The 18,768-nt window shown below is 54.1% G+C and carries 17 protein-coding genes; 5 read left to right on the forward strand and 12 right to left on the reverse strand.

The window, feature by feature from the left end; genetic code table 11:
• Positions 1-46 precede the first annotated feature (46 nt).
• Positions 47-949 carry a non-homologous end-joining DNA ligase gene (gene ligD / locus FHS19_RS21500; RefSeq protein WP_183583802.1) on the forward strand — a complete coding sequence of 301 codons (903 nt, stop codon included), beginning with the start codon at positions 47-49 and terminating at the stop codon, positions 947-949.
• 51 nt (positions 950-1,000) lie between these two features.
• On the opposite strand, the gene FHS19_RS21505 is transcribed toward ligD, so the two are convergent.
• Complete coding sequence (locus tag FHS19_RS21505) at positions 1,001-1,825, reverse strand: YitT family protein (protein WP_246426764.1); 825 nt, start codon at positions 1,823-1,825, stop codon at positions 1,001-1,003.
• A 258-nt stretch (positions 1,826-2,083) separates the two neighbouring features.
• Here FHS19_RS21505 and FHS19_RS21510 point away from each other — a divergent pair, with 258 nt between their 5' ends.
• On the forward strand, positions 2,084-2,407 hold the full coding sequence (locus FHS19_RS21510; protein ID WP_221224018.1) for a YnfA family protein: 324 nt from the start codon (positions 2,084-2,086) through the stop codon (positions 2,405-2,407).
• Between the two features lie 29 nt (positions 2,408-2,436).
• On the opposite strand, the gene cls is transcribed toward FHS19_RS21510, so the two are convergent.
• Entirely contained in the window at positions 2,437-3,873 is a 1,437-nt protein-coding gene (cls, locus tag FHS19_RS21515; protein WP_183583804.1) for a cardiolipin synthase, read from the reverse strand.
• Positions 3,874-4,071: 198 nt separating this feature from the next.
• Here cls and FHS19_RS21520 point away from each other — a divergent pair, with 198 nt between their 5' ends.
• Together FHS19_RS21520 and FHS19_RS21525 are read left to right on the forward strand one after the other, a co-directional pair.
• Positions 4,072-5,067 (forward strand): M23 family metallopeptidase, encoded by a 996-nt coding sequence (locus tag FHS19_RS21520; protein ID WP_183583805.1) that lies wholly within the window; start codon positions 4,072-4,074, stop codon positions 5,065-5,067.
• 33 nt (positions 5,068-5,100) lie between these two features.
• Positions 5,101-5,520: a bactofilin family protein gene (locus FHS19_RS21525; RefSeq protein WP_183583806.1), complete on the forward strand. Its 420-nt coding sequence runs from the start codon at positions 5,101-5,103 to the stop codon at positions 5,518-5,520.
• A 95-nt stretch (positions 5,521-5,615) separates the two neighbouring features.
• Here the strand turns inward: FHS19_RS21525 and FHS19_RS21530 are convergent, their stop codons facing one another.
• The 5 genes from FHS19_RS21530 to FHS19_RS21550 all read right to left on the reverse strand — a co-directional run bounded on the left by FHS19_RS21530 (position 5,616) and on the right by FHS19_RS21550 (position 10,121).
• On the reverse strand, positions 5,616-6,395 hold the full coding sequence (locus FHS19_RS21530; RefSeq protein ID WP_183583999.1) for an ABC transporter permease: 780 nt from the start codon (positions 6,393-6,395) through the stop codon (positions 5,616-5,618).
• Positions 6,388-7,299 (reverse strand): ABC transporter ATP-binding protein, encoded by a 912-nt coding sequence (locus FHS19_RS21535; RefSeq protein WP_183583807.1) that lies wholly within the window; start codon positions 7,297-7,299, stop codon positions 6,388-6,390. Before FHS19_RS21535 ends, FHS19_RS21530 begins: the two co-directional genes overlap by 8 nt.
• 479 nt (positions 7,300-7,778) lie before the next feature.
• Complete coding sequence (locus FHS19_RS21540; protein ID WP_183583808.1) at positions 7,779-8,735, reverse strand: LCP family glycopolymer transferase; 957 nt, start codon at positions 8,733-8,735, stop codon at positions 7,779-7,781.
• A gap of 60 nt (positions 8,736-8,795) precedes the next feature.
• The gene (locus FHS19_RS21545) at positions 8,796-9,476 is read right to left on the reverse strand and encodes a sugar transferase (protein WP_183583809.1); all 681 of its coding nucleotides are present in this window, start codon (positions 9,474-9,476) and stop codon (positions 8,796-8,798) included.
• Positions 9,477-9,689: 213 nt separating this feature from the next.
• Positions 9,690-10,121 carry a hypothetical protein gene (locus FHS19_RS21550; RefSeq protein WP_183583810.1) on the reverse strand — a complete coding sequence of 144 codons (432 nt, stop codon included), beginning with the start codon at positions 10,119-10,121 and terminating at the stop codon, positions 9,690-9,692.
• 219 nt (positions 10,122-10,340) lie between these two features.
• Between FHS19_RS21550 and FHS19_RS21555 the strand changes: the two genes are divergently transcribed.
• Positions 10,341-10,709, forward strand: a complete 369-nt coding sequence (locus FHS19_RS21555) for a helix-turn-helix domain-containing protein (protein WP_183583811.1) — start codon at positions 10,341-10,343, stop codon at positions 10,707-10,709.
• Positions 10,710-10,940: 231 nt separating this feature from the next.
• Here the strand turns inward: FHS19_RS21555 and FHS19_RS21560 are convergent, their stop codons facing one another.
• The 5 genes from FHS19_RS21560 to FHS19_RS21580 form a co-directional block, all read right to left on the reverse strand.
• On the reverse strand, positions 10,941-11,096 hold the full coding sequence (locus tag FHS19_RS21560) for a hypothetical protein (RefSeq protein WP_183583812.1): 156 nt from the start codon (positions 11,094-11,096) through the stop codon (positions 10,941-10,943).
• Positions 11,097-11,432: 336 nt separating this feature from the next.
• Complete coding sequence (gene gltB, locus FHS19_RS21565; RefSeq protein WP_183583813.1) at positions 11,433-16,031, reverse strand: glutamate synthase large subunit; 4,599 nt, start codon at positions 16,029-16,031, stop codon at positions 11,433-11,435.
• A 387-nt stretch (positions 16,032-16,418) separates the two neighbouring features.
• Positions 16,419-16,904 carry a ferritin-like domain-containing protein gene (locus tag FHS19_RS21570; protein ID WP_183583814.1) on the reverse strand — a complete coding sequence of 162 codons (486 nt, stop codon included), beginning with the start codon at positions 16,902-16,904 and terminating at the stop codon, positions 16,419-16,421.
• Positions 16,905-16,999: 95 nt separating this feature from the next.
• Positions 17,000-17,683: a metal-dependent hydrolase gene (locus FHS19_RS21575; RefSeq protein WP_183583815.1), complete on the reverse strand. Its 684-nt coding sequence runs from the start codon at positions 17,681-17,683 to the stop codon at positions 17,000-17,002.
• Positions 17,684-17,738: 55 nt separating this feature from the next.
• Positions 17,739-18,596, reverse strand: a complete 858-nt coding sequence (locus FHS19_RS21580) for a cell wall hydrolase (protein ID WP_183583816.1) — start codon at positions 18,594-18,596, stop codon at positions 17,739-17,741.
• Between the last annotated feature and the right edge of the window lie 172 nt (positions 18,597-18,768).

Consider the following 18,768-nt stretch of genomic DNA (forward strand, 5'->3'; position numbering starts at 1 on the left):
GCAGGCCAGAAATGGCATCCCGCCTAAAAGTATTGGAGGTAACCGTATGCCGCGAACCGTGAAAGGCACGATTTCGATCGAGGGACAAGACATTCCCATCACCAATCCCGACAAGCCGCTCTGGCCGGAAATGGGCATTACCAAGGCCATTTATTTGCAAAAGCTCGCAGCGCTCGCTCCCTATTTGCTGAAGTACTGCCGGAACCGGCTGCTCACGACGATCCGCTATCCGCATGGGGTGCCGGGCGAATTTTTTTATCAAAAAAATGCGCCGGAGCCGCTGCCTCCCTTTGTGCAGACGGCCGAGAAGGACGGCATCAACTACATCCTGCTGAACGGCCTGCCTGAACTGCTGTGGCTTGGCAACCTGGCCGCGCTGGAGTTTCACCCGTCCCTCCATTACGCAGGTAGCACGCTCCCCTGCGAATGGATGATTGACCTCGACCCCTCGCGGGAGGTCGAACCGCGGATCATGGAAGCCGCGTCCATCGTCGGCAAAGTGCTGAGCTCGCTCGGACTGCAGTCGGTGCCGAAGACGTCCGGGGCGACGGGTATTCAGATCATCGTGCCGATCAATGAAGGCATCACGTTCGACGAGCTGCGCACGGTCGGACATTTCGTCGGCATGTTCGTGACCGAGAAGCACCCGGAGCTGTTCACCCTGGAGCGGCTCAAGAAAAACCGCGGCGATAAAATCTACTTCGATTACCTTCAGCACTATCAGGGAAAAACACTCGCCGCTCCTTACACCCCTAGGGCACGTCCGGGCGCAACAGTGTCAACCCCGCTGCACTGGGAGGAAGTGGACAGCAATGTTGCCCCGACCGATTTTCACCTGCTTAACATCGAAGAGCGGCTCGCCCGCCACGGCGACCTGATCGCCGCGCTTGCCCCGCAGCCGATCGAACAGGTTATCCGCCATTTAAGCGCAGCAAAGCCCGGAAGATAACCTTCCGGGCTTTGCTGCATTTCACGGGTCAGTCCAGATGCTGCTGCCCCGCTAATGAATATCTTTTTTCTTGAAACGGCCGCCCTTAACGTCATGGATATTACCAACCGCAAGGAAGGCATCCGGATCCCAATCACCGACGATGGCCTTCAGCTTGGCCTCTTCCAGACGGGTAATGACCACGAAGATCACTTTTTTGCTGTCCCCGGAGTAGGCTCCTTCCCCTTCCAAATACGTAACGCCGCGTCCCAGGCGCTGGGTGAGGGCATCACCGATGTCCTTGTATTTATCACTGATGATCCATACGGATTTGGACTGGTCGATCCCTTCGTTGGTGATATCAATCACTTTAAAGGCGATAAAGTAGGCGATCAGCGAATACATCGCGTTATTCCAACCGAAGACAAAGCCCGCGCTCGTCAGGATAAAGAAGTTGATAAACATGATGATCTCCCCGACGGAGAACGGCGTCTTTTTGTTGATGAGAATCGCAACAATTTCGCTGCCGTCCGTGGAACCCCCCGCCCGAATTACCAGGCCGACGCCCGCACCAAGGATAACACCTCCGAAGATGGCCGCGAGCAGCGGGTCGAACGTAATGGGCTTAACGGGTGCCAGTAATGCGGTGCCGACCGACATCACCAGGACAGCCGCCAGCGTGGAGAAGGCAAATGTCTTGCCGATTTGCTTGTAACCCAGAAACAAGAAAGGAATGTTGAGAACCGTAAGAAAAATACCGAGCGGCAGATGAAAAAGGTGGGAGAGCATAATGGAAATGCCCGTTATCCCGCCGTCAATGATGTTATTGTTTACGAGGAATACTTCCAGTGCAACAGAGACCAAGCCGGCTCCGATCAGCATGACCAGGATGCGCATGAACACTCTGGCTTTCGAGGTCGGCGCCTTGAGCGGCTGCAAATCCTGCGGCAGGTTTGGTCTATCCGTGGATTGCGGGTTTGAAGGTACAGCCATCGAATCCCCCCGATTCTATAGATTGTTGTAGCATAAAGGGACATGAAACGCCCGGGTAGCATCGTATACAGCCTTAGAAATCTGGACTTCCGTGATTATTCCCTTACTTTATTATATCATAGTTTTTAGCTGTATATTAATCAGGATGGGAGTTTTTCTATCATGAAATCCTTATTATTATTCATTGCAGCCGGGCTGGCTGAGATCGGCGGCGGCTACCTGGTGTGGCTGTGGATCAAGGACGCGAGGCCCTGGTGGTTCGGCGCGGCTGGCAGCCTGCTCCTGATCCTGTACGGGATCATTCCCACCCTGCAGAATTACCCTTCTTTCGGCCGCGTCTATGCTGCATACGGGGGCATCTTTATCGTCCTGGCCCTGCTGTGGGGCTGGTGGATCGACAAAAACACGCCCGACGCCTACGACTGGATCGGAGCGGCTCTGTGCATGGCCGGCGTATCCGTCATTCTATGGGCTCCACGGCACTAGGCTTGGAAGCATCATCAGGATCGCGCTGGTCATAGCAGCGGGGACAGCATCCGGCACAGAACTTCCGCCAGCTTGTGCCGAAACGGCCGGGCCTGAAACTCCTCGGTTACGATTTGATGGCTCTGGCGCATATCATCCTTGAAATCTTTCACCAGCCGGTCGATCGCGGATTGCTCGAACATCGCCGCCGTCAGCTCAAAATTGCAGAAAAAGCTCCGCATGTCCATATTAGCGGTACCTACCGAGGCCATCAGGTCGTCGACGATCATGACCTTGGCATGAATGAAGCCTTTCTGATATTGATAGAACTTCACTCCGGCCAGCAGCAGGTCTTCAATATAGGATAGCGAAGCCAGATGCACCAGCCTGGAATCAGCTTTGAGCGGAATGATGATCCGCACGTCCACTCCGCTGACCGCAGCGGTTTTAAGTCCTTCATAGATGCCCTGATCGGGAATAAAGTAGGGCGAGGTGATCCAAATCCTTTTTTTCGCGACTGTAATCGCGCCAAAGCACATCTCCTGGATGGCATTCCAATCCTGATCGGGTCCGCTGCTGACGATTTGAACCTGTTCATCGCTTTCGCATTGATGCTCGGGAAACAGGGCGGGGTCCGACAACCGCTCGCCTGAAGCAAGCTGCCAGTCGCTTAAAAACACGTTTTGCAAAAAATAAACGGCATCTCCTTCAATCTCCAGATGCGTGTCGCGCCAATACCCCATTTTCTGATACTTCCCCAAATAGTCATCGCCAACATTCAGCCCGCCGACAAAGCCTTTGGTTCCGTCTACGACTATAATTTTGCGGTGGTTGCGGTAGTTGATCCTTCGGTCGATCATCGCCAGAAGCGGCGGCAGGAAGAAGTGAAACTCCACGCCCGCTTCCTTCAGCTCCTGAATGAACCCGCGCCTGCGGCCAAGCCGGTAGCTGCCGAAGCCGTCGCAGATCAGCCTCACCTTGACCCCGGCTTTCGCCTTCCGCACCATGATGTCCTTGAACCGGTTCCCGATATCGTCGTCCCGGAAAATGTAAAATTGAATATGTAAGTGATCTTCTGCTTTATCCATGGCCGCGAGCATCGCGCCAAAGGTATCCTCCCCGTCGGTCAGCACCCGGCTCTTGTTGCAGCTCGTAATCGGGCTTTCGGACAGGTGGGACAACAAATTAAACAAGCGCTCCTGATGCTGAAAATCCTTGCTGTGCATATCCCCGGCACGCTTTACCAAGGACGCCTGACTCCATATCAAGGGACGAATCTCTTGAAACAGGCGCGACCCCTGCGTCCGGACCTTCTTCCTCGCCTTATAGTCTTGGGCCACAAAATAATAGACGACAAAACCGATCAGCGGGCAGCAAAATAAAATAAACAGCCAGGCGACCGTCTTGTAAGGATTGCGGAATTCCAGAAGCAGAATCGTTGCCGCTTGAAAAATAAATACGAGTAGTGCGATAAGCAGCCACAGCATACGTCAGCCTCCTTGCGGGTCAAAAGCAATCTGTATGTTCAGGATTGACCACTTTCAGCCTGCTTTATTCAGTATTTACCCGGATCGGCCTGGTGCAGACGCAGCGGCGGCAAAGATCACATTTTTGACATGTTTTAAGAGATCAGAGAATACATAGAAGATAAGACAAGTACAATCAAGCCGAGGAAAGGAGCCGCCATGAAAAATGCCAAAGCCAACGGGCGGGTGACGCTCCTGGTCATGCGAGACGCCCAGCATTCCGTCAAACAGCTGCATCTCTCCAAGCCCTTGATGATGGCCGTCCCCGCCGTGGCCGTTCTGTCGTTGTCCGGACTCGTTCTTGCGCTGCAGGCCCACTCGTCCCAGGTAATCTCCCAACTGGAGCAGAAGGTCACCGCCGAAAGCCGGAAGAACGTCCAGATGCAGCGGACGGTGAACAGCCGGGAACAGTCCATTGAGCGTCTGCAGAACGAAATCGTTAACCTGTCGAGCCAAGCCAAAGATATGAAGCAGAAGATGGATCGCGTGGATGAACTGGAGCACCAGCTGCAGCAGTTCATTGACAAGCACGGGACCACCAGTATGGCCGAGCCTGCTTCCGGGGCTAAAGCGTCTTCCCTGTCCTGGGATGCCTCGCAGCATGTCGGTGGCGAATATATCGCCGTGCATGAGAACGATATGCTGGACCTGGCCCAGGAGACGAAAGACGACTTTCAGGAAATGCAGACACTGCTGAAGTCCATGGAGAACCAGATCCCTTCGACCTTGAAAAAAGCGGAGGAAACGCAGGATCGGATCTCCGGGCAGCCCGACCTGTGGCCGACTGAATCCCGGGTGACGACCTCAAGCTTCGGCTATCGGACGGACCCTTTTACCGGCAGAGCGTCCTTCCATGCGGGGATCGACATTGCCGGGGATAACGGAAGTCCCGTGTATGCGGCGGGAGCGGGTACGATCGTGACGGCGGAAGATAGCGGCGGCGCGCGGGGACGGTATATCGTCATTGAGCATCCGAACGGCCTGCAAACCTGGTATATGCACCTCAGCAAAATCCAGGCCGATGTCGGCCAAACCGTCGAAAAAGGCGAACAGATCGCCGAGCTTGGCTCGACCGGGCGAAGCACCGGCCCCCATCTTCATTTTCAGGTCGTAAAGAAGGATAAGCCCGTTAACCCGCTGCCCTATATTCAGTAGAAGGATTTGATCGACAAAAGGAGGTTTTGCATAATGAGCAGATCCAAAGCGAACCGGCACCAGGCTGCAACGGACACTTTGATCGGCAAAGGGACGGAAATCGAAGGAACGCTGGCCTGTGAGGCCAATCTGCGCATCGAAGGCAAATTTAACGGCGTCATTGAGAGCAAAGGCAGCGTCATTGTCGGGGAGCAGGCGGTAGCCAGATCCCACATTCATGCCAAAGAGGTCATCATTGCCGGAAAAGTTTACGGCGATGTGACGACGCTCGGCCGGTTGACCATCACGGCGACCGGGCAGATGTTCGGGGACGTGCTGGGAGCGACGTCGCTGGTCATTACCGAGGGCGGCATTCTCCACGGATCCAGCAAAATGGAGCTGAAGGACGCCCCGGAGGAAATGGAGCAAGAGACCGCCTCCCCCCCGCGGTATTTGGAATCGGAAGCCGGCTGATGCGGCGGCTCATGACATGGTGAAAAAAACGCAGTCGCAAGCGAACGGATCACGTTCACATGCACTGCGTTTTTTGGCTTTACGATCGTGACAGGTCAGGCTGCGACGTCCCGTTTGCCGAACACGGTCCAGGCGATGGCCAGAAACAAGACATAGTAGACCGCCAGGATCAAAATCGAGAAGCCGAGCGTCACGCCTCCAGGTCCCACCGAAGAGGCCAGATACTGCGACAGGTCCATGTGCATGAACGGCAAAAATTTCGCCCAGCTGTATCGCTCGGGATTGAACAGCATATTAAAGATGCCCTTCGCAAACATGATAAACAGGGACAGCCCGATGGCGAGCCCGCTTGCCCGGAATACGGCCGAAAGCATGAAGGCCAGCGCCACGGTCATAAACAGGTCTACATAATCGCAAAGGATGATCAGCAAGTAATACCGAGGCCCGATGCGTTCGCCCATCATGGTCCCGCCCATTCCTCCCGAGAAGAATATAGCGGAGACCCCGTAAGACACGATGATCAGGAGCACCGTGCACAGCAGGCTGAACAGCACGACGGCAATATATTTGGAGAGCAGAATTTTCGATCGGCTCCATGGGCGGATCAGCAGCAGCTTGATGGTGCCCCAGGAGAATTCGCCTGCAACGGAATCCGAGGCGACCACGACCGAAAATATGGTGCATAGAAAAAAAGTAAACGCCCCGGTCTGAAGCGCGCTTTCCCACAGGCTGATATTGCCTCCGCCATCCGCCAAGTGGAACAGGATCGGCATCAGAAGGTTGACAATAGTCAGGATCGACAGCATGATCCACGTCCGGGCTCTCCGGTATATTTTCATATTCTCGTTCTGCACGAGACGGATAAAGCTACCCAATCTGATCACTTCCCGTCATTTCCAAGAATTGGTCCTCCAGCGACCGGGTTACCTTCTGAATCCCGTACACCTTGAACCCGCTCTGGACGAGCCGGGCATTCGTGTCGGCTATGCCATTCCGGTCGAGCCGGACGATGAGCAGTCCATCGCGCACCGTACCGCCCCCAAGCAGCTCCTGAGCCTGCTCCGGGCGGTCCAGCGCAAATGCCGTGTCCACGGTCGTCTCCTGCGCTCCCTCGACACCCGCCAGGGAGCGGACGTCGATCAACCGTCCGTTCTGGATAATCGCCACGGCGTCGCACATCAGCTCCATCTCGGACAGCAGGTGGCTGGAGACGAATACCGTCGTCCCCTCTTCCCTGCACAGCCGGCGCAGGTAGTCCCGCAGCTCACGGATCCCTTGCGGGTCCAGCCCGTTGGTGGGCTCGTCCAGGATCAGCAGCTTCGGACGGTGCAAAATCGCCTGGGCTACGCCCAGGCGCTGCCGCATGCCCAGCGAATACGTCCGCACCGGGTCCTGAATCCGGTTGCTCAGCCCCACGAGCTGAACCACTTCACGAATGCGCTCCTCGGTAATCCCTGACATCATCCGGGCAAAGTGCCGCAGGTTTTCATACCCCGTCAAGAACTTATACATCTCCGGGTTTTCCACGATCGCCCCTACATGGACGATGGCCTGCTCAAAATGATCCTTGATGCTGTAGCCGCAAATTTTAATATCTCCCTTGGTGATCTTGGTCAGCCCGACCATCATGCGGATGGTGGTCGTTTTTCCGGCCCCGTTCGGACCGAGAAAACCAAAGACCTGCCCGGGAGGGATGTCCAGCGTAACATCTTCAACCAATGTTTTGGATGAGACTTTCTTCGTGACACCTTCCAGCCGAACCACCGGTTCCTGCTGCATTTCTATCACCCCTTCTGCCCAAGTCTCGCCCCATTGTAGCATATTCGCCTTGCAGATGCCCATCATATGGGAAATCTGCCTCTGATTGTGTCTGCGAATAACATAGGGTACAGCAGCCAAGGGGAATCACTGTGCGGTAAAATCCCGTTCGGAACACAAGTGCCGTGTCCGGCATAGGGATGATCTGCTCACATCGCAAGCAGAATACGGATAGCTGACTGTTCAAGAGAATCGACTTCCCTTCCATGAAGTGTGTCTTTGCGCTTAAAAATTATGACCACCGACTTATCATAGATACATTCTGTAACATGCACACCAAGAAATCTACATGAATCTGCATTCTTTGTCAAGGAAACTGACGGTTTTCGTCGAAAAATAACCCCACAACGTGGGGCTTATGAATCACTTCGGGTTCAGAGACGCCGTCAAGGACAACGGAAATGAAAAAAGCAAGCGTGACATCAAGCCACGCCTGCCTCTTATTGTAAATGCTCTTTAATGACCTTATGGATTCGCTGCCGCTCCGCATCGCTGACCATGTAATACCAAATCCCGTTAATCATCTTGCCCTGGCCCTTGATCTCCACCTGCTCGATCTTCTTCAGGTCGGAACGGTAATCGGTCACGAATGTCTTCATATTGTCGAAGGTGATGTCGGTTCTAACGCTGTCGCCCACCTGGTTCAGGAGGGATTCGATTTTTACGACATTGGATATTTTGAGGGCATTATTGATCACCTGCTCCAAAATTTCCCGCTGCCGTGCATTACGCCCCAAATCCCCGCGCGGATCGTCATACCGCATCCGGGAGAAGGCCAGCGCCTCCGAGCCGTCCAGCTTCAAGTCGCCCTGCTTGAAATCATAACCTTCATACTGGAAGGCAAACGGATTATTCACTTCCACCCCGCCGAGCAAGTCAATGATTTTGGCGAAGCCCTCCATATTGACCTTGATGTAATAGTTGACCGGGTAACCGAGGAAGTGCTCTACCGTGGCAACCGACATGTTGACGCCGCCAAAGGCGTAGGCATGGTTGATCTTGTCGGTCGTTCCGTGGCCGACGATTTCGGTTCTTGTGTCGCGCGGAATGTTGAACATCAGAATGCTCTGCTTGGCTGGATTTACCGTAAGCAGGATCATTGAATCCGAGCGGCCCGGGTCATCCTCGCGCTGATCCACACCCATGACCAGAACGGTAAACGGCTCCCTTTCATTCAGATGAACCGCCGGCGGGTTTTCGGCGCTCTTGGACGTATCCGCCTGGCCGCCGGTCTTGCCGTCCGAGCTGACGGTCACCGGTACAACGGACGGTTCCCGCTTTTCGTACATTTCGTTAGCCGTCGCTTTGACCGAATTGTAAATATACAATCCGTATCCCGCGGCGCCGACCACCAGCACCGATACGACGGCGATGGTCGTCACGACCCATTTTTTCATGATGCATCTGCCACCTTCCTAATGGACACGGCTGCCCCTGCGCACTTGGACACTCAGCGATTAGTACGCATTATCCGCGCCGAACAGCACCTTGACCGTTTTACAAATGATGATCATGTCCATCCATATCGACTGCTCGTTTATGTATTTGAGGTCCAGCTCGACCATTTCCTGAAACCCCACATGATTCCTTCCGCTGACCTGCCACAAACCCGTACAACCCGGGACAACAAGCAGCCTCTGCATATCGTAGGAAGTATAGTCGCTTACTTCCCGCGGCAAAGGCGGTCTTGGCCCGACCAGGCTCATATTTCCTTTCAGCACATTCACAAGCTGGGGCAGCTCATCCATACTCGTTTTGCGGATGAACCGGCCGACCCGGGTGACCCGAGGATCGTTTTTCATTTTGAACATCGCTCCGGTCACATCGCTTTGCTGGATCAAATTGCCGAGCATCAGCTCGGCTCCGCTGACCATCGACCGGAATTTGTACATCTTAAACAGCTTGCCCCCGCAGCCAACGCGGATCTGGGAGAAAAACACCGCGCCTTTAGGATCCTCCAGCTTGATAAGCAAGGCGACGGCGAGAAATACCGGACATAAAAAAATCAGCCCTATAAGCGATAAGCTAATATCCAGGGTTCGCTTGGCCCACAGGTACAATATCCGGTCTTTCCGGGGAGTGATCGGGAGGGGCTTGCCGACGTCCACCGTTTTGTTCAGCGGATTTATGCTGCTCATGAGTGAACATCCTCGTCCCTTTGAAGCACCTGCATCCGGAAATCCAAGGTCAACGTATGTCCCATGACTGATCCATCCCCCGCTTTCAATATAAGTCCAACCGGACGATCAACTGACTGGCGTATACTTCAGCCTTTTTAAAGCAAAGCACTATGCAGCCCTTTGATAAATAGTGTAAAATGTCTGTATCCCATTACGAAAAAACGTAAGATTTTATGCTTTGATATCAAAATGATGTCCTGGGCCGGGGAAAGAATCGTGGTCGCAGGGACTTTCATACGGTGTGGAGGCCGCTCGGCCGCCTCGTTGCTGGCGGTTGTGGTGTTTTGTCATGCGCTCCGGCTCCTGATGCGGGGATTCGATACGAATGCCGTATTGGTGGGCCTTAAAGGAGATGCTGCTTTCTTTCCAGATCACTCTGCCGTACACCTGACGGGCCGGGGCATTAGGAACGTGGATGATGAACCCCAGCCTGAGCTCGGGCGCGACGGGGAGATCCAAGTCACTGATAATCACCATGCGGCTTGGCTCGTATTCCCATAGGATGACAGGACGGGTCCGATGCAGAAAAACCGTCTGGTTCCCGACCTGATGGATATACATATACGTTTGAAGATGTATGCCATGTGCTGTTAACATATTCATCGGATTATTCCTGCCTCATGGTATGAAAATCGGGATAACGCCTTATACTGCTAAGGGATACGATCCGTCTCAACTATTGATACAAAAGGTATCATTTCCAATTTTCACTTTACGATACATTTTGTAACTAGTCAATACTTTTTTCCTATATGAATCTATTTTTGCGACAATTTGTTTCTAATTTTATGTATTTTCCAGGTAATCGGAGGAGGTTAATTCATGAATCACGGTAATCGCATCGCAGAACTGCGGGACCAACGCGGCTGGACCCAGGAGGAATTGGCCCAATCCATAGGCATTACGCGAGCCGCACTTTCCCACTATGAAAAGAACCGCCGTAAACCTGATTTTGAGATTCTGACCAAGCTGGCTGACAAATTTGAGGTTTCCATCGATTATCTGATCGGCCGTACGAACCAGCCGAAGGTTGTCATGGATCCGGAGGTCCGGGATTTTGTGGATCAACTGGAGCTTTCGGACGAGGACTTGCTGGAGAAGTTCAATTTGACGATTGACGGCCGCCGCTTGTCTGAAGAAGAGGCCAAACGTTTTATCGCTTTTGTGCGGATGGAACGGTCCATGAAATAAGCAAACTTTCCTAAGAGACTGCTCAAATTAAAAACCTCAGCTTTCCTTGAAATAAGGACGGCTGAGGTTTTTATGGGTTCGGTTACCGTAATTCGACCGAATCCCCTTTCGGAGCATAAGGAAGACGGCTGCTGCAGGGTGGCCTTCCTGTCTAAAATCGGAATGATAATACGTTTTCTGTCCCTCCTTGTCGTTTTATGCTTAACCTTCGGACACGATAAACGGAACTTGCTATTCGTTCCCCTTCTCCATCTTTTGAACAAAGCGCTTCCAGTTGTCAGGATGAATCCCGCATTGCTCCAACACTTTCATGATGTCCAAATGGGTTTGCTCCGGAAGTTCTTGGTTGGACCGGGCCTCGGCACCGAACTTTCTCTCATCTCTCATCGAAGATACCCTCGCTCCACTCAACATATTATCCAAAATGATTTCCACGGCTACTCTTTTATTGACAATGCTACGTCTGCTCCAACTATGAATGTCAAAAATCAGCCAAGTGACTAGGTCTTTTTTATTATATCCCAAGCCTCTTCTGGATGTTGTCGTCTAATGGGACAATTGCTTTTTGAAGCAGGTTCTATTTTTGTCGAAAAAAATGGGCATACGATTTATGTCTCCAATTGAAAACATTTCGTATGCCCTTTCCAGCAAATCTTGCACAAATATGAAAATTTCAACCATGTTGATAGGAATTCTCTCTATATAACATCCCGTTTTGATGAACTAGTTGTTTCCTGCTCTCGCGAGCTCACGCATGTTAGCTTCGAACGCTGCCAGCAGCGCGGCTTCGCCGCTCAGTCCATTCTCCTGAACCTTGCGGATTTGCTGTGTCATCCGCTTGTAGTCCTTCGGAATGACGCGGACAAACTGGCCGAGGCTGTTCTCCCAATCTTCCAGCACGCGCTCGCCAACGGCACTTTCCGTGTAGTTGACGTGCTTCTCGATCATGCTCTTCAATTCGGCGGCTTCCCCTGCATCTTCAACGCGCTCCAGAAGAATCATTTCCAGGTTGCAGCGGTCGATAAACGTACCCTGCGGATCATAGACGTAGGCAATGCCGCCCGACATGCCGGCGCCAAAGTTACGCCCCGTTTCCCCAAGGATGACGACGCGGCCGCCTGTCATATATTCGCATCCGTGATCGCCAACGCCTTCAACGACGACATTCACGCCGGAGTTACGGACCGCAAAGCGTTCGCCCGCGATGCCGCGGATGTACGCTTCGCCGCTAGTCGCGCCGTAGAAAGCCGTGTTTCCGATAATGATGTTCTCTTCGGCCTTGAACGTCGACTTCGGCGACGGCTTCACGATCAGCTTCCCGCCGGACAGCCCTTTGCCGGTGTAGTCATTCGCGTCCCCAACCACGGTCAGCGTGATGCCCTTCGGAACGAAGGCGCCCAAGCTCTGGCCGGCCGTTCCTGTAAAGGTCAGCGAAACCGTATCTTCCGGCAGGCCGGCTGCCCCGTACTTCCGCGTGACTTCGCTGCCGAGGATCGTGCCTACGGCGCGGTCCACGTTCGTAATCGGAAGCTCGCCGGTCACTGGCGTTCCGTCTTCCAGCGCCGGTGCCGCCAATTTCAGCAGCTCGCGCATATCCAGCGTCTCTTCGAGACCATGGTTCTGGGTCTTCGTGCGGTAGCGCGTGCTTCCTTCCGGAAGCTCCGGTGTGTGCAGCAGAACGGACAAGTCGATGCCTTGCTTCTTCCAGTGGCCATTCGCCTCTTCCGCATCCAGGCAGTCCGTGCGTCCGATCATTTCTTCGATGGTACGGAAGCCAAGCTCGGCCATAATTTCACGCATATCTTCGGCCACGAATCTCATAAAGTTCACGACATGCGCCGGATCGCCCATGAAGTTCTTGCGCAGTTCCGGATTCTGGGTAGCTACCCCGACCGGGCAGGTATCCATCTGGCAGACGCGCATCATGATACAGCCAAGAGCCACGAGCGGAGCCGTGGAGAAGCCATATTCTTCGGCACCCAGCAGCGCTGCGACGGCCAAGTCGCGTCCGTTCAGCATTTTGCCGTCCGTTTCCAGGACGACGCGGTCGCGTAGGTTGTTCAGGATGAGCGTCTGGTGCGTTTCCGCAACCCCCAGCTCCCATGGAAGACCCGCATGGCGGATGGAGCCCTGCGGCGATGCGCCGGTACCGCCGTCATATCCGCTGACGAGGATAATGTCGGCACGGCCCTTGGCTACCCCGGCCGCGATCGTTCCGACGCCAACCTCGGACACGAGCTTCACGTTGATGTTCGCGCGCGGATTGGAGTTCTTCAGATCATAAATCAGCTCCGCCAAATCCTCGATGGAGTAAATGTCATGGTGCGGCGGCGGAGAAATCAAGCCCACGCCCGGCGTAGAGCCGCGTACTTCGGCAACCCATGGATACACTTTGCGGCCCGGAAGCTGCCCGCCTTCACCCGGCTTCGCTCCCTGCGCCATCTTGATTTGAATCTCGTCGGCGTTCACCAGGTAGTTCGACGTCACGCCAAACCGGCCGGAAGCCACCTGCTTGATTGCGCTGCGGCGGGAATCGCCGTTTGCATCCGGAATGTAGCGCGCCGGATCTTCGCCGCCTTCACCGGTGTTGCTCTTGCCGCCGATGCGGTTCATCGCAATCGCGAGGCTTTCATGCGCTTCCTTACTGATGGAACCGAAGGACATGGCACCGGTCTTGAAGCGTCTCATAATGGACTCGATCGGCTCGACTTCCTCAATCGGAACCGGAGCTCCTACCGGTTTCAGCTTCAGCAGCGAGCGGATCGTCAGATGCTTCTCGTTTTCACCCTGAACGAGCTTCGCGTACTTCTTGTACACCTGATAATCGCCGGTGCGTACGGCCTGCTGGAGCAGGTGGATCGTCTGCGGGTTGAACAGATGCTCTTCCCCGTCCTTACGCCATTGATAGTCGCCGCCGGAATCGAGCACTTTGTCGCTTCCGTCCTTGTCGGTAAAGGCGCGGTCGTGATGGGCCAGCGCTTCGGCCGCCACTTCTTCCAGGCCGATGCCGCCAATGCGGGACGGCGTACGGGTAAAGTACTTCTCGACAAATTCCTCTTTCAGGCCGACGGCTTCAAAGATTTGCGCGCCGCGGTAGGATTGGATCGTCGAGATGCCCATTTTGGACAAAATTTTCACCACGCTCTTCGTCGCGGCTTTGATATAGTTCTTAACGGCTTTCTCGTGCGTCACGCCGCGAAGCAGCCCCTGCTGGATCATGTCGTCCAGCGTTTCGAACGCCAGGTACGGGTTGACGGCGCTCACGCCGTAACCGAGCAGCAGCGCGTAGTGATGCACTTCACGAGGTTCGCCGGATTCGAGCAGAATGCTGACTTTGGTCCGCGTTCCCTGGCGGATCAAATGATGATGCAGGCAGGATACGGCAAGAAGCGCCGGAATCGCCGCATTTTCTTTGTCCACGCCGCGGTCGGACAAAATCAGGATGTTGTGGCCTTTCTTGATGACGCGGTCAGCCGCTTCGCACAATCCGTCAAGCGCCTTGCGAAGGCCTTCCGCTCCCTCATCTGCAGGGAAGAAGATCGGAATCGTCATCGACTTGAAGCCGGGACGGTGCACGTGGCGGATCTTCGCAAAATCCTCGTTCGAGAGAACCGGCGTGTCCAGACGGATCTGACGGCAGCTCTCAGGCTCCGGATGCAGCAGGTTGCGCTCCGGTCCGATGGTTGTTCCGGTCGCGGTGATAATCTCTTCGCGGATCGCGTCGATCGGCGGGTTGGTCACCTGCGCGAACATTTGTTTAAAGTAGTTGTACAGGCGCTGCGGCTTGTCGGACAACACCGCCAGCGGCGCGTCGTAGCCCATTGAGGCTACCGCTTCCTGGCCGGTCGAAGCCATCGGCTCCAGCACCTTGCGCAGATCCTCGAACGTATAGCCGAACGAGAGCTGCAGCTGCTGCACGTTGTCATGCTTCGGATTCGGCAGCTCCGGCGCGTCCGGAAGCTCATCCAGATTGACCAGATGCTCGTCGAGCCACTCGCGGTACGGCTGCTCGGCAGCAATCTGGGCTTTCACTTCCTCGTCGGAAATGATCCGTCCTTCCTTCGTATCCACGAGCAGCATTCTGCCCGGACGGAGACGGTCCTTGTACAGGACATCCTCAGCAGGAATGTCGAGCACGCCGGCTTCCGAAGAAAGAATGATCAGGTCGTCCTTCGTCACATAGTAACGGGACGGGCGGAGTCCATTCCGGTCAAGGATGGCGCCGATCTGGACGCCGTCGGTGAACGCCATGGCCGCCGGTCCGTCCCACGGTTCCATCAGCGTGCTGTGGTATTCGTAGAACGCTTTTTTCGTTTCGTCCATGCTTTCATGGTTGTTCCAAGGCTCCGGCACCATCATCATGGCGACATGAGGAAGGGAACGTCCGCTCAGGTACAGGAACTCAAACGTGTTATCGAACATGGCGGTGTCCGAACCGTCCGGATTGATGACCGGCTTGACCTTCTCCAGGTCGTCGCCAAATATATCGCTCTTGAACAGCGACTGGCGCGCATGCATCCAGTTCACGTTGCCGCGGAGCGTGTTGATCTCCCCGTTGTGAATCATGAAACGGTACGGGTGCGCCCGCTCCCAGCTTGGGAAAGTGTTCGTGCTGAAACGGGAGTGGACGAGGGCGATCGCCGTCTCCACCAGCTCGTTTCTCAGGTCCAGATAGAACTGCCCCACCTGATTGGTGGTCAGCATTCCTTTGTATACGATTTTCCGGCACGAAAGGCTGGAAATATAGAAGGAGTCCGCCTGCGGAGTGTCGCCATAACGGATGGCCAGCTCGGCGCGTCTGCGGATGATGTACAGCTTGCGTTCGAAGTCCATATCGTCCTTCACGTCGATGCTGCGTCCGATGAAAATCTGCCGTACGTACGGCTTGGCTTCCTTCGCGGATTTGCCCAGCATCTCGTCAAATGTCGGAACGTCGCGGAAGCCCAGGAACTGCTGTCCTTCTTCCCGAATGATGTCGACGAGCCGGCTCTCATGAGCCTCCCGAACGGCTTCGTCGTGGGAAAGGAACAGCATGCCTACGCCGTATTGCCCCGGTTCAGGCAGTTCGAAGCCGATCCGGGCCGCTTCTTCCGCAAAAAAACGGTGAGGAATTTGCAGCATAATCCCGGCGCCGTCACCGGAATTGGGCTCGCTGCCCTGTCCGCCGCGGTGCTCCATATTCTCGAGCATCGTCAGAGCCTGGCCTACGATCTCATGGGAGGCCCGGCCTTTGATATGAGCGACGAAGCCCATGCCGCAGGCGTCTTTCTCAAACTGCGGATCATAAAGTCCCTGCTTAGGGGGAAGTACCGTATGTCTCATGGAAAGCAACCTTTCTATCTTCAGAATAAAATAAATGCACGTAAATCCAGATACATCAAAATAAACCAGTACGAAGACGACATTGGCTACAAGAATAATGCTTCATGCTCACTAGGGGAATGGGGTATGCGATAACGGCGGAAATCCTCGTTGCATGGGGGAATGGTTTTCTTTTTGTTATAAAACGTCGATAATTATTCAAAATGAATTGGTTATATTATTTTAACACCCACTAAACCTCTTCGCAATTTAAACTTTTTATGAATGTGATAAGAAATGTTTTGCAGTGAAGCATTAAAGCGGCATGTTGTAATTAACCTGAAAAGTGTATGATTATTCATTTCAACTTGGTTTTTTCCAATATACAGAAAAACAGCCTCCCTCATCTCAAGAGGGAAGCTGTTTGTCGGCGATTCCGATGGTGCCTTTGTGCTTCATGCCGCCGTTTTCGTGGAAATAGTTGCTGTACAAAAACTGCAGCCGGCTGACCCAGCGCATTTCGCTATTCATCGCGCGCAGCATCAGCTTCTGGATCTTCGGGTCCGTAGCCGTCAGCATCAGGTCCGAATAATTCCACGCGGCTTCAAGTGCATCATCAACGGTCGCTTTCAGGCCGGATACATACGCCCTGGGCGTTTCAACCTTGCTGAAGACCGGGTAGCAGCCGGTATGCTCATAATAGATACGGGTCAGCTCGGCAAGGCGGCCCTGCCGCTCCTCCTCGACCACGCGGCTGAAATAGATCCGGTGGTCCGGGGGCGCCAGCTCCTGAAGCCTTCGTCCCTTACGGATCGCTTCGTACTCGCCCTGTACGGCTTTCTGGAGCTCGCCTGCCGGTAAATACTCGTTATGTTCACTCGTTCGGTAAAACAATCGACCCCCGCCTTTCCGATAGGCTAATGTTACGATACTGTATGCCCGGATACGGCAGGGGGTGTCATTTGTCAGAGCCACCGCTACATCAGCGGTTAAATCTCAATGCTCTCTCCCGGCTTGAGCGCGTGTCCTTCAATGCCTTCCTGATGAAGACGGTCGCAGAAGAGCGTACCATTCTGATCAATGGCAGGGAAAGTGTTGTAATGCACCGGAATGACGCGGTCCGCCCGGAGCCATTTGGCTGCCAGCAGCGCATCGTCCGGTCCCATCGTCAGCACGTCGCCGATCGGCAGCGCGGCAGCGTCGATCTGATTCATTTCACCGATAAGCCGCATGTCGCCGAACAGCGCCGTATCTCCCGCATGGAAGAACGTTTTGCCGCCCATCGTGAGCAGGATGCCTGCAGGTTCTCCGGCGTAGACCAGCGCGTCGCCGTCCTGTACCGCGGAGCTGTGGAAAGCCAGCGTGTATTTGACCTTGAACCCGTCGAACTGGTGCTGCCCCCCGATGTTCATAGCGAAGGTTTTCGCGCCCTTCTTGCGGCAGAACTCCGCCAGTTCGAACACAGCGACAATCGGACAATCATTTGCTTTGGCGATCTCCAGCGCGTCGCCGAAATGGTCGGAGTGCCCATGGGTCAGCAGCACCGCATCCACGCGGATATCCGCCGGCGCCATGCCCGATGCCGGATTCCCCGACAGAAACGGATCGATGATCACGCTCCGGCCGCCTTCCTCCACCACAACACAGGAATGACCATAATACGTAATTTTCATATGAACGCCACCTCCTCATTATCCTTTACCCATAAACATTTTAAACTTACGGGTTTTATTTGTAAAAGGAGTGGTTGCCGATCGTCTTAGCCAAGGTCCGCGTATGGTGAACCGTCAGGTCGTCGGCCAGCTTCAGCGACAGAAAATAATACGTATCATCCGAAACTTCCTTGCGTCCGTTAAGCGCCTCATTGACGGCATGAACCGAATCCTCGTTCGGCTTCACACGGTCAAAACGGCCGTTCGCCACAGGACTGAACTGATATCTCTGGTAAATGACTTTTCTAATCGTATCGGGAAAATTGGCTGACCGCAGCCGGTTCAAGACAACGTTGGCCACTGCCACTTTGCCTTGGTACGGTTCGCCTTCGGCTTCTGCCATCACGATTCTACGGAGCAGAAGCACGTCCTCAGCGGTTACCTTGTACTGTTTGGTCGCTTCCGACTTCTGGGAAGGACTAAGCAGTTTGGTCCGGCTGAAGAATAACGTGGTGGGGGGATTCAGTTTTGGGTCCAGCTTCGGCTTGGCTGCAACAGCAACAGCTTTCTTCACCTTAGGCTTCGCTTGTACAGCTTGGGCCTTCTTGGCGGCAGCCGGCGTTTGTGCTGAAATCCCTTCAACAAAAAGGGGTTGATGCTTAACATTCCATTTTTTCAATAAATTTACATTCAAAAGCTGCACGGAGTTTTCCGCGGTTAACGGGTGATTTGCCCCCTGTATGGATAAATGCTGCGGGCTTGCGCCTGCTTCATCGTTCTTGCTGTATGTTACGGCCCCCAGTTGATTCGTGCTGTCGTTATACTGCATTTTGTGCATCTGCTCGTTTTGCAGCAGCATGCAAATTGCAGAGAAACACACCAGAAGCACACCGATTAGTAGTGCCATCCAGCGGTTTTGACGTAATGTGTACATGTTTCTCCTCCTATATTTCCGGCACATTCCCTCTTTAAGTAACCAAAAATACAGGTTTTGAATAACCTTTGGAAACATTTTCAGTCAATTGCTGTATCCGAGAGCGTACAATAACTGACAAACAGGACAGTCTTTACAACACATGTTGCTTAGGAACGGCACAAACTTAATT

This window comes from Paenibacillus rhizosphaerae (assembly GCF_014192015.1).
Classification (GTDB): Bacteria; Bacillota; Bacilli; order Paenibacillales; family Paenibacillaceae; genus Paenibacillus_AQ; species Paenibacillus_AQ rhizosphaerae.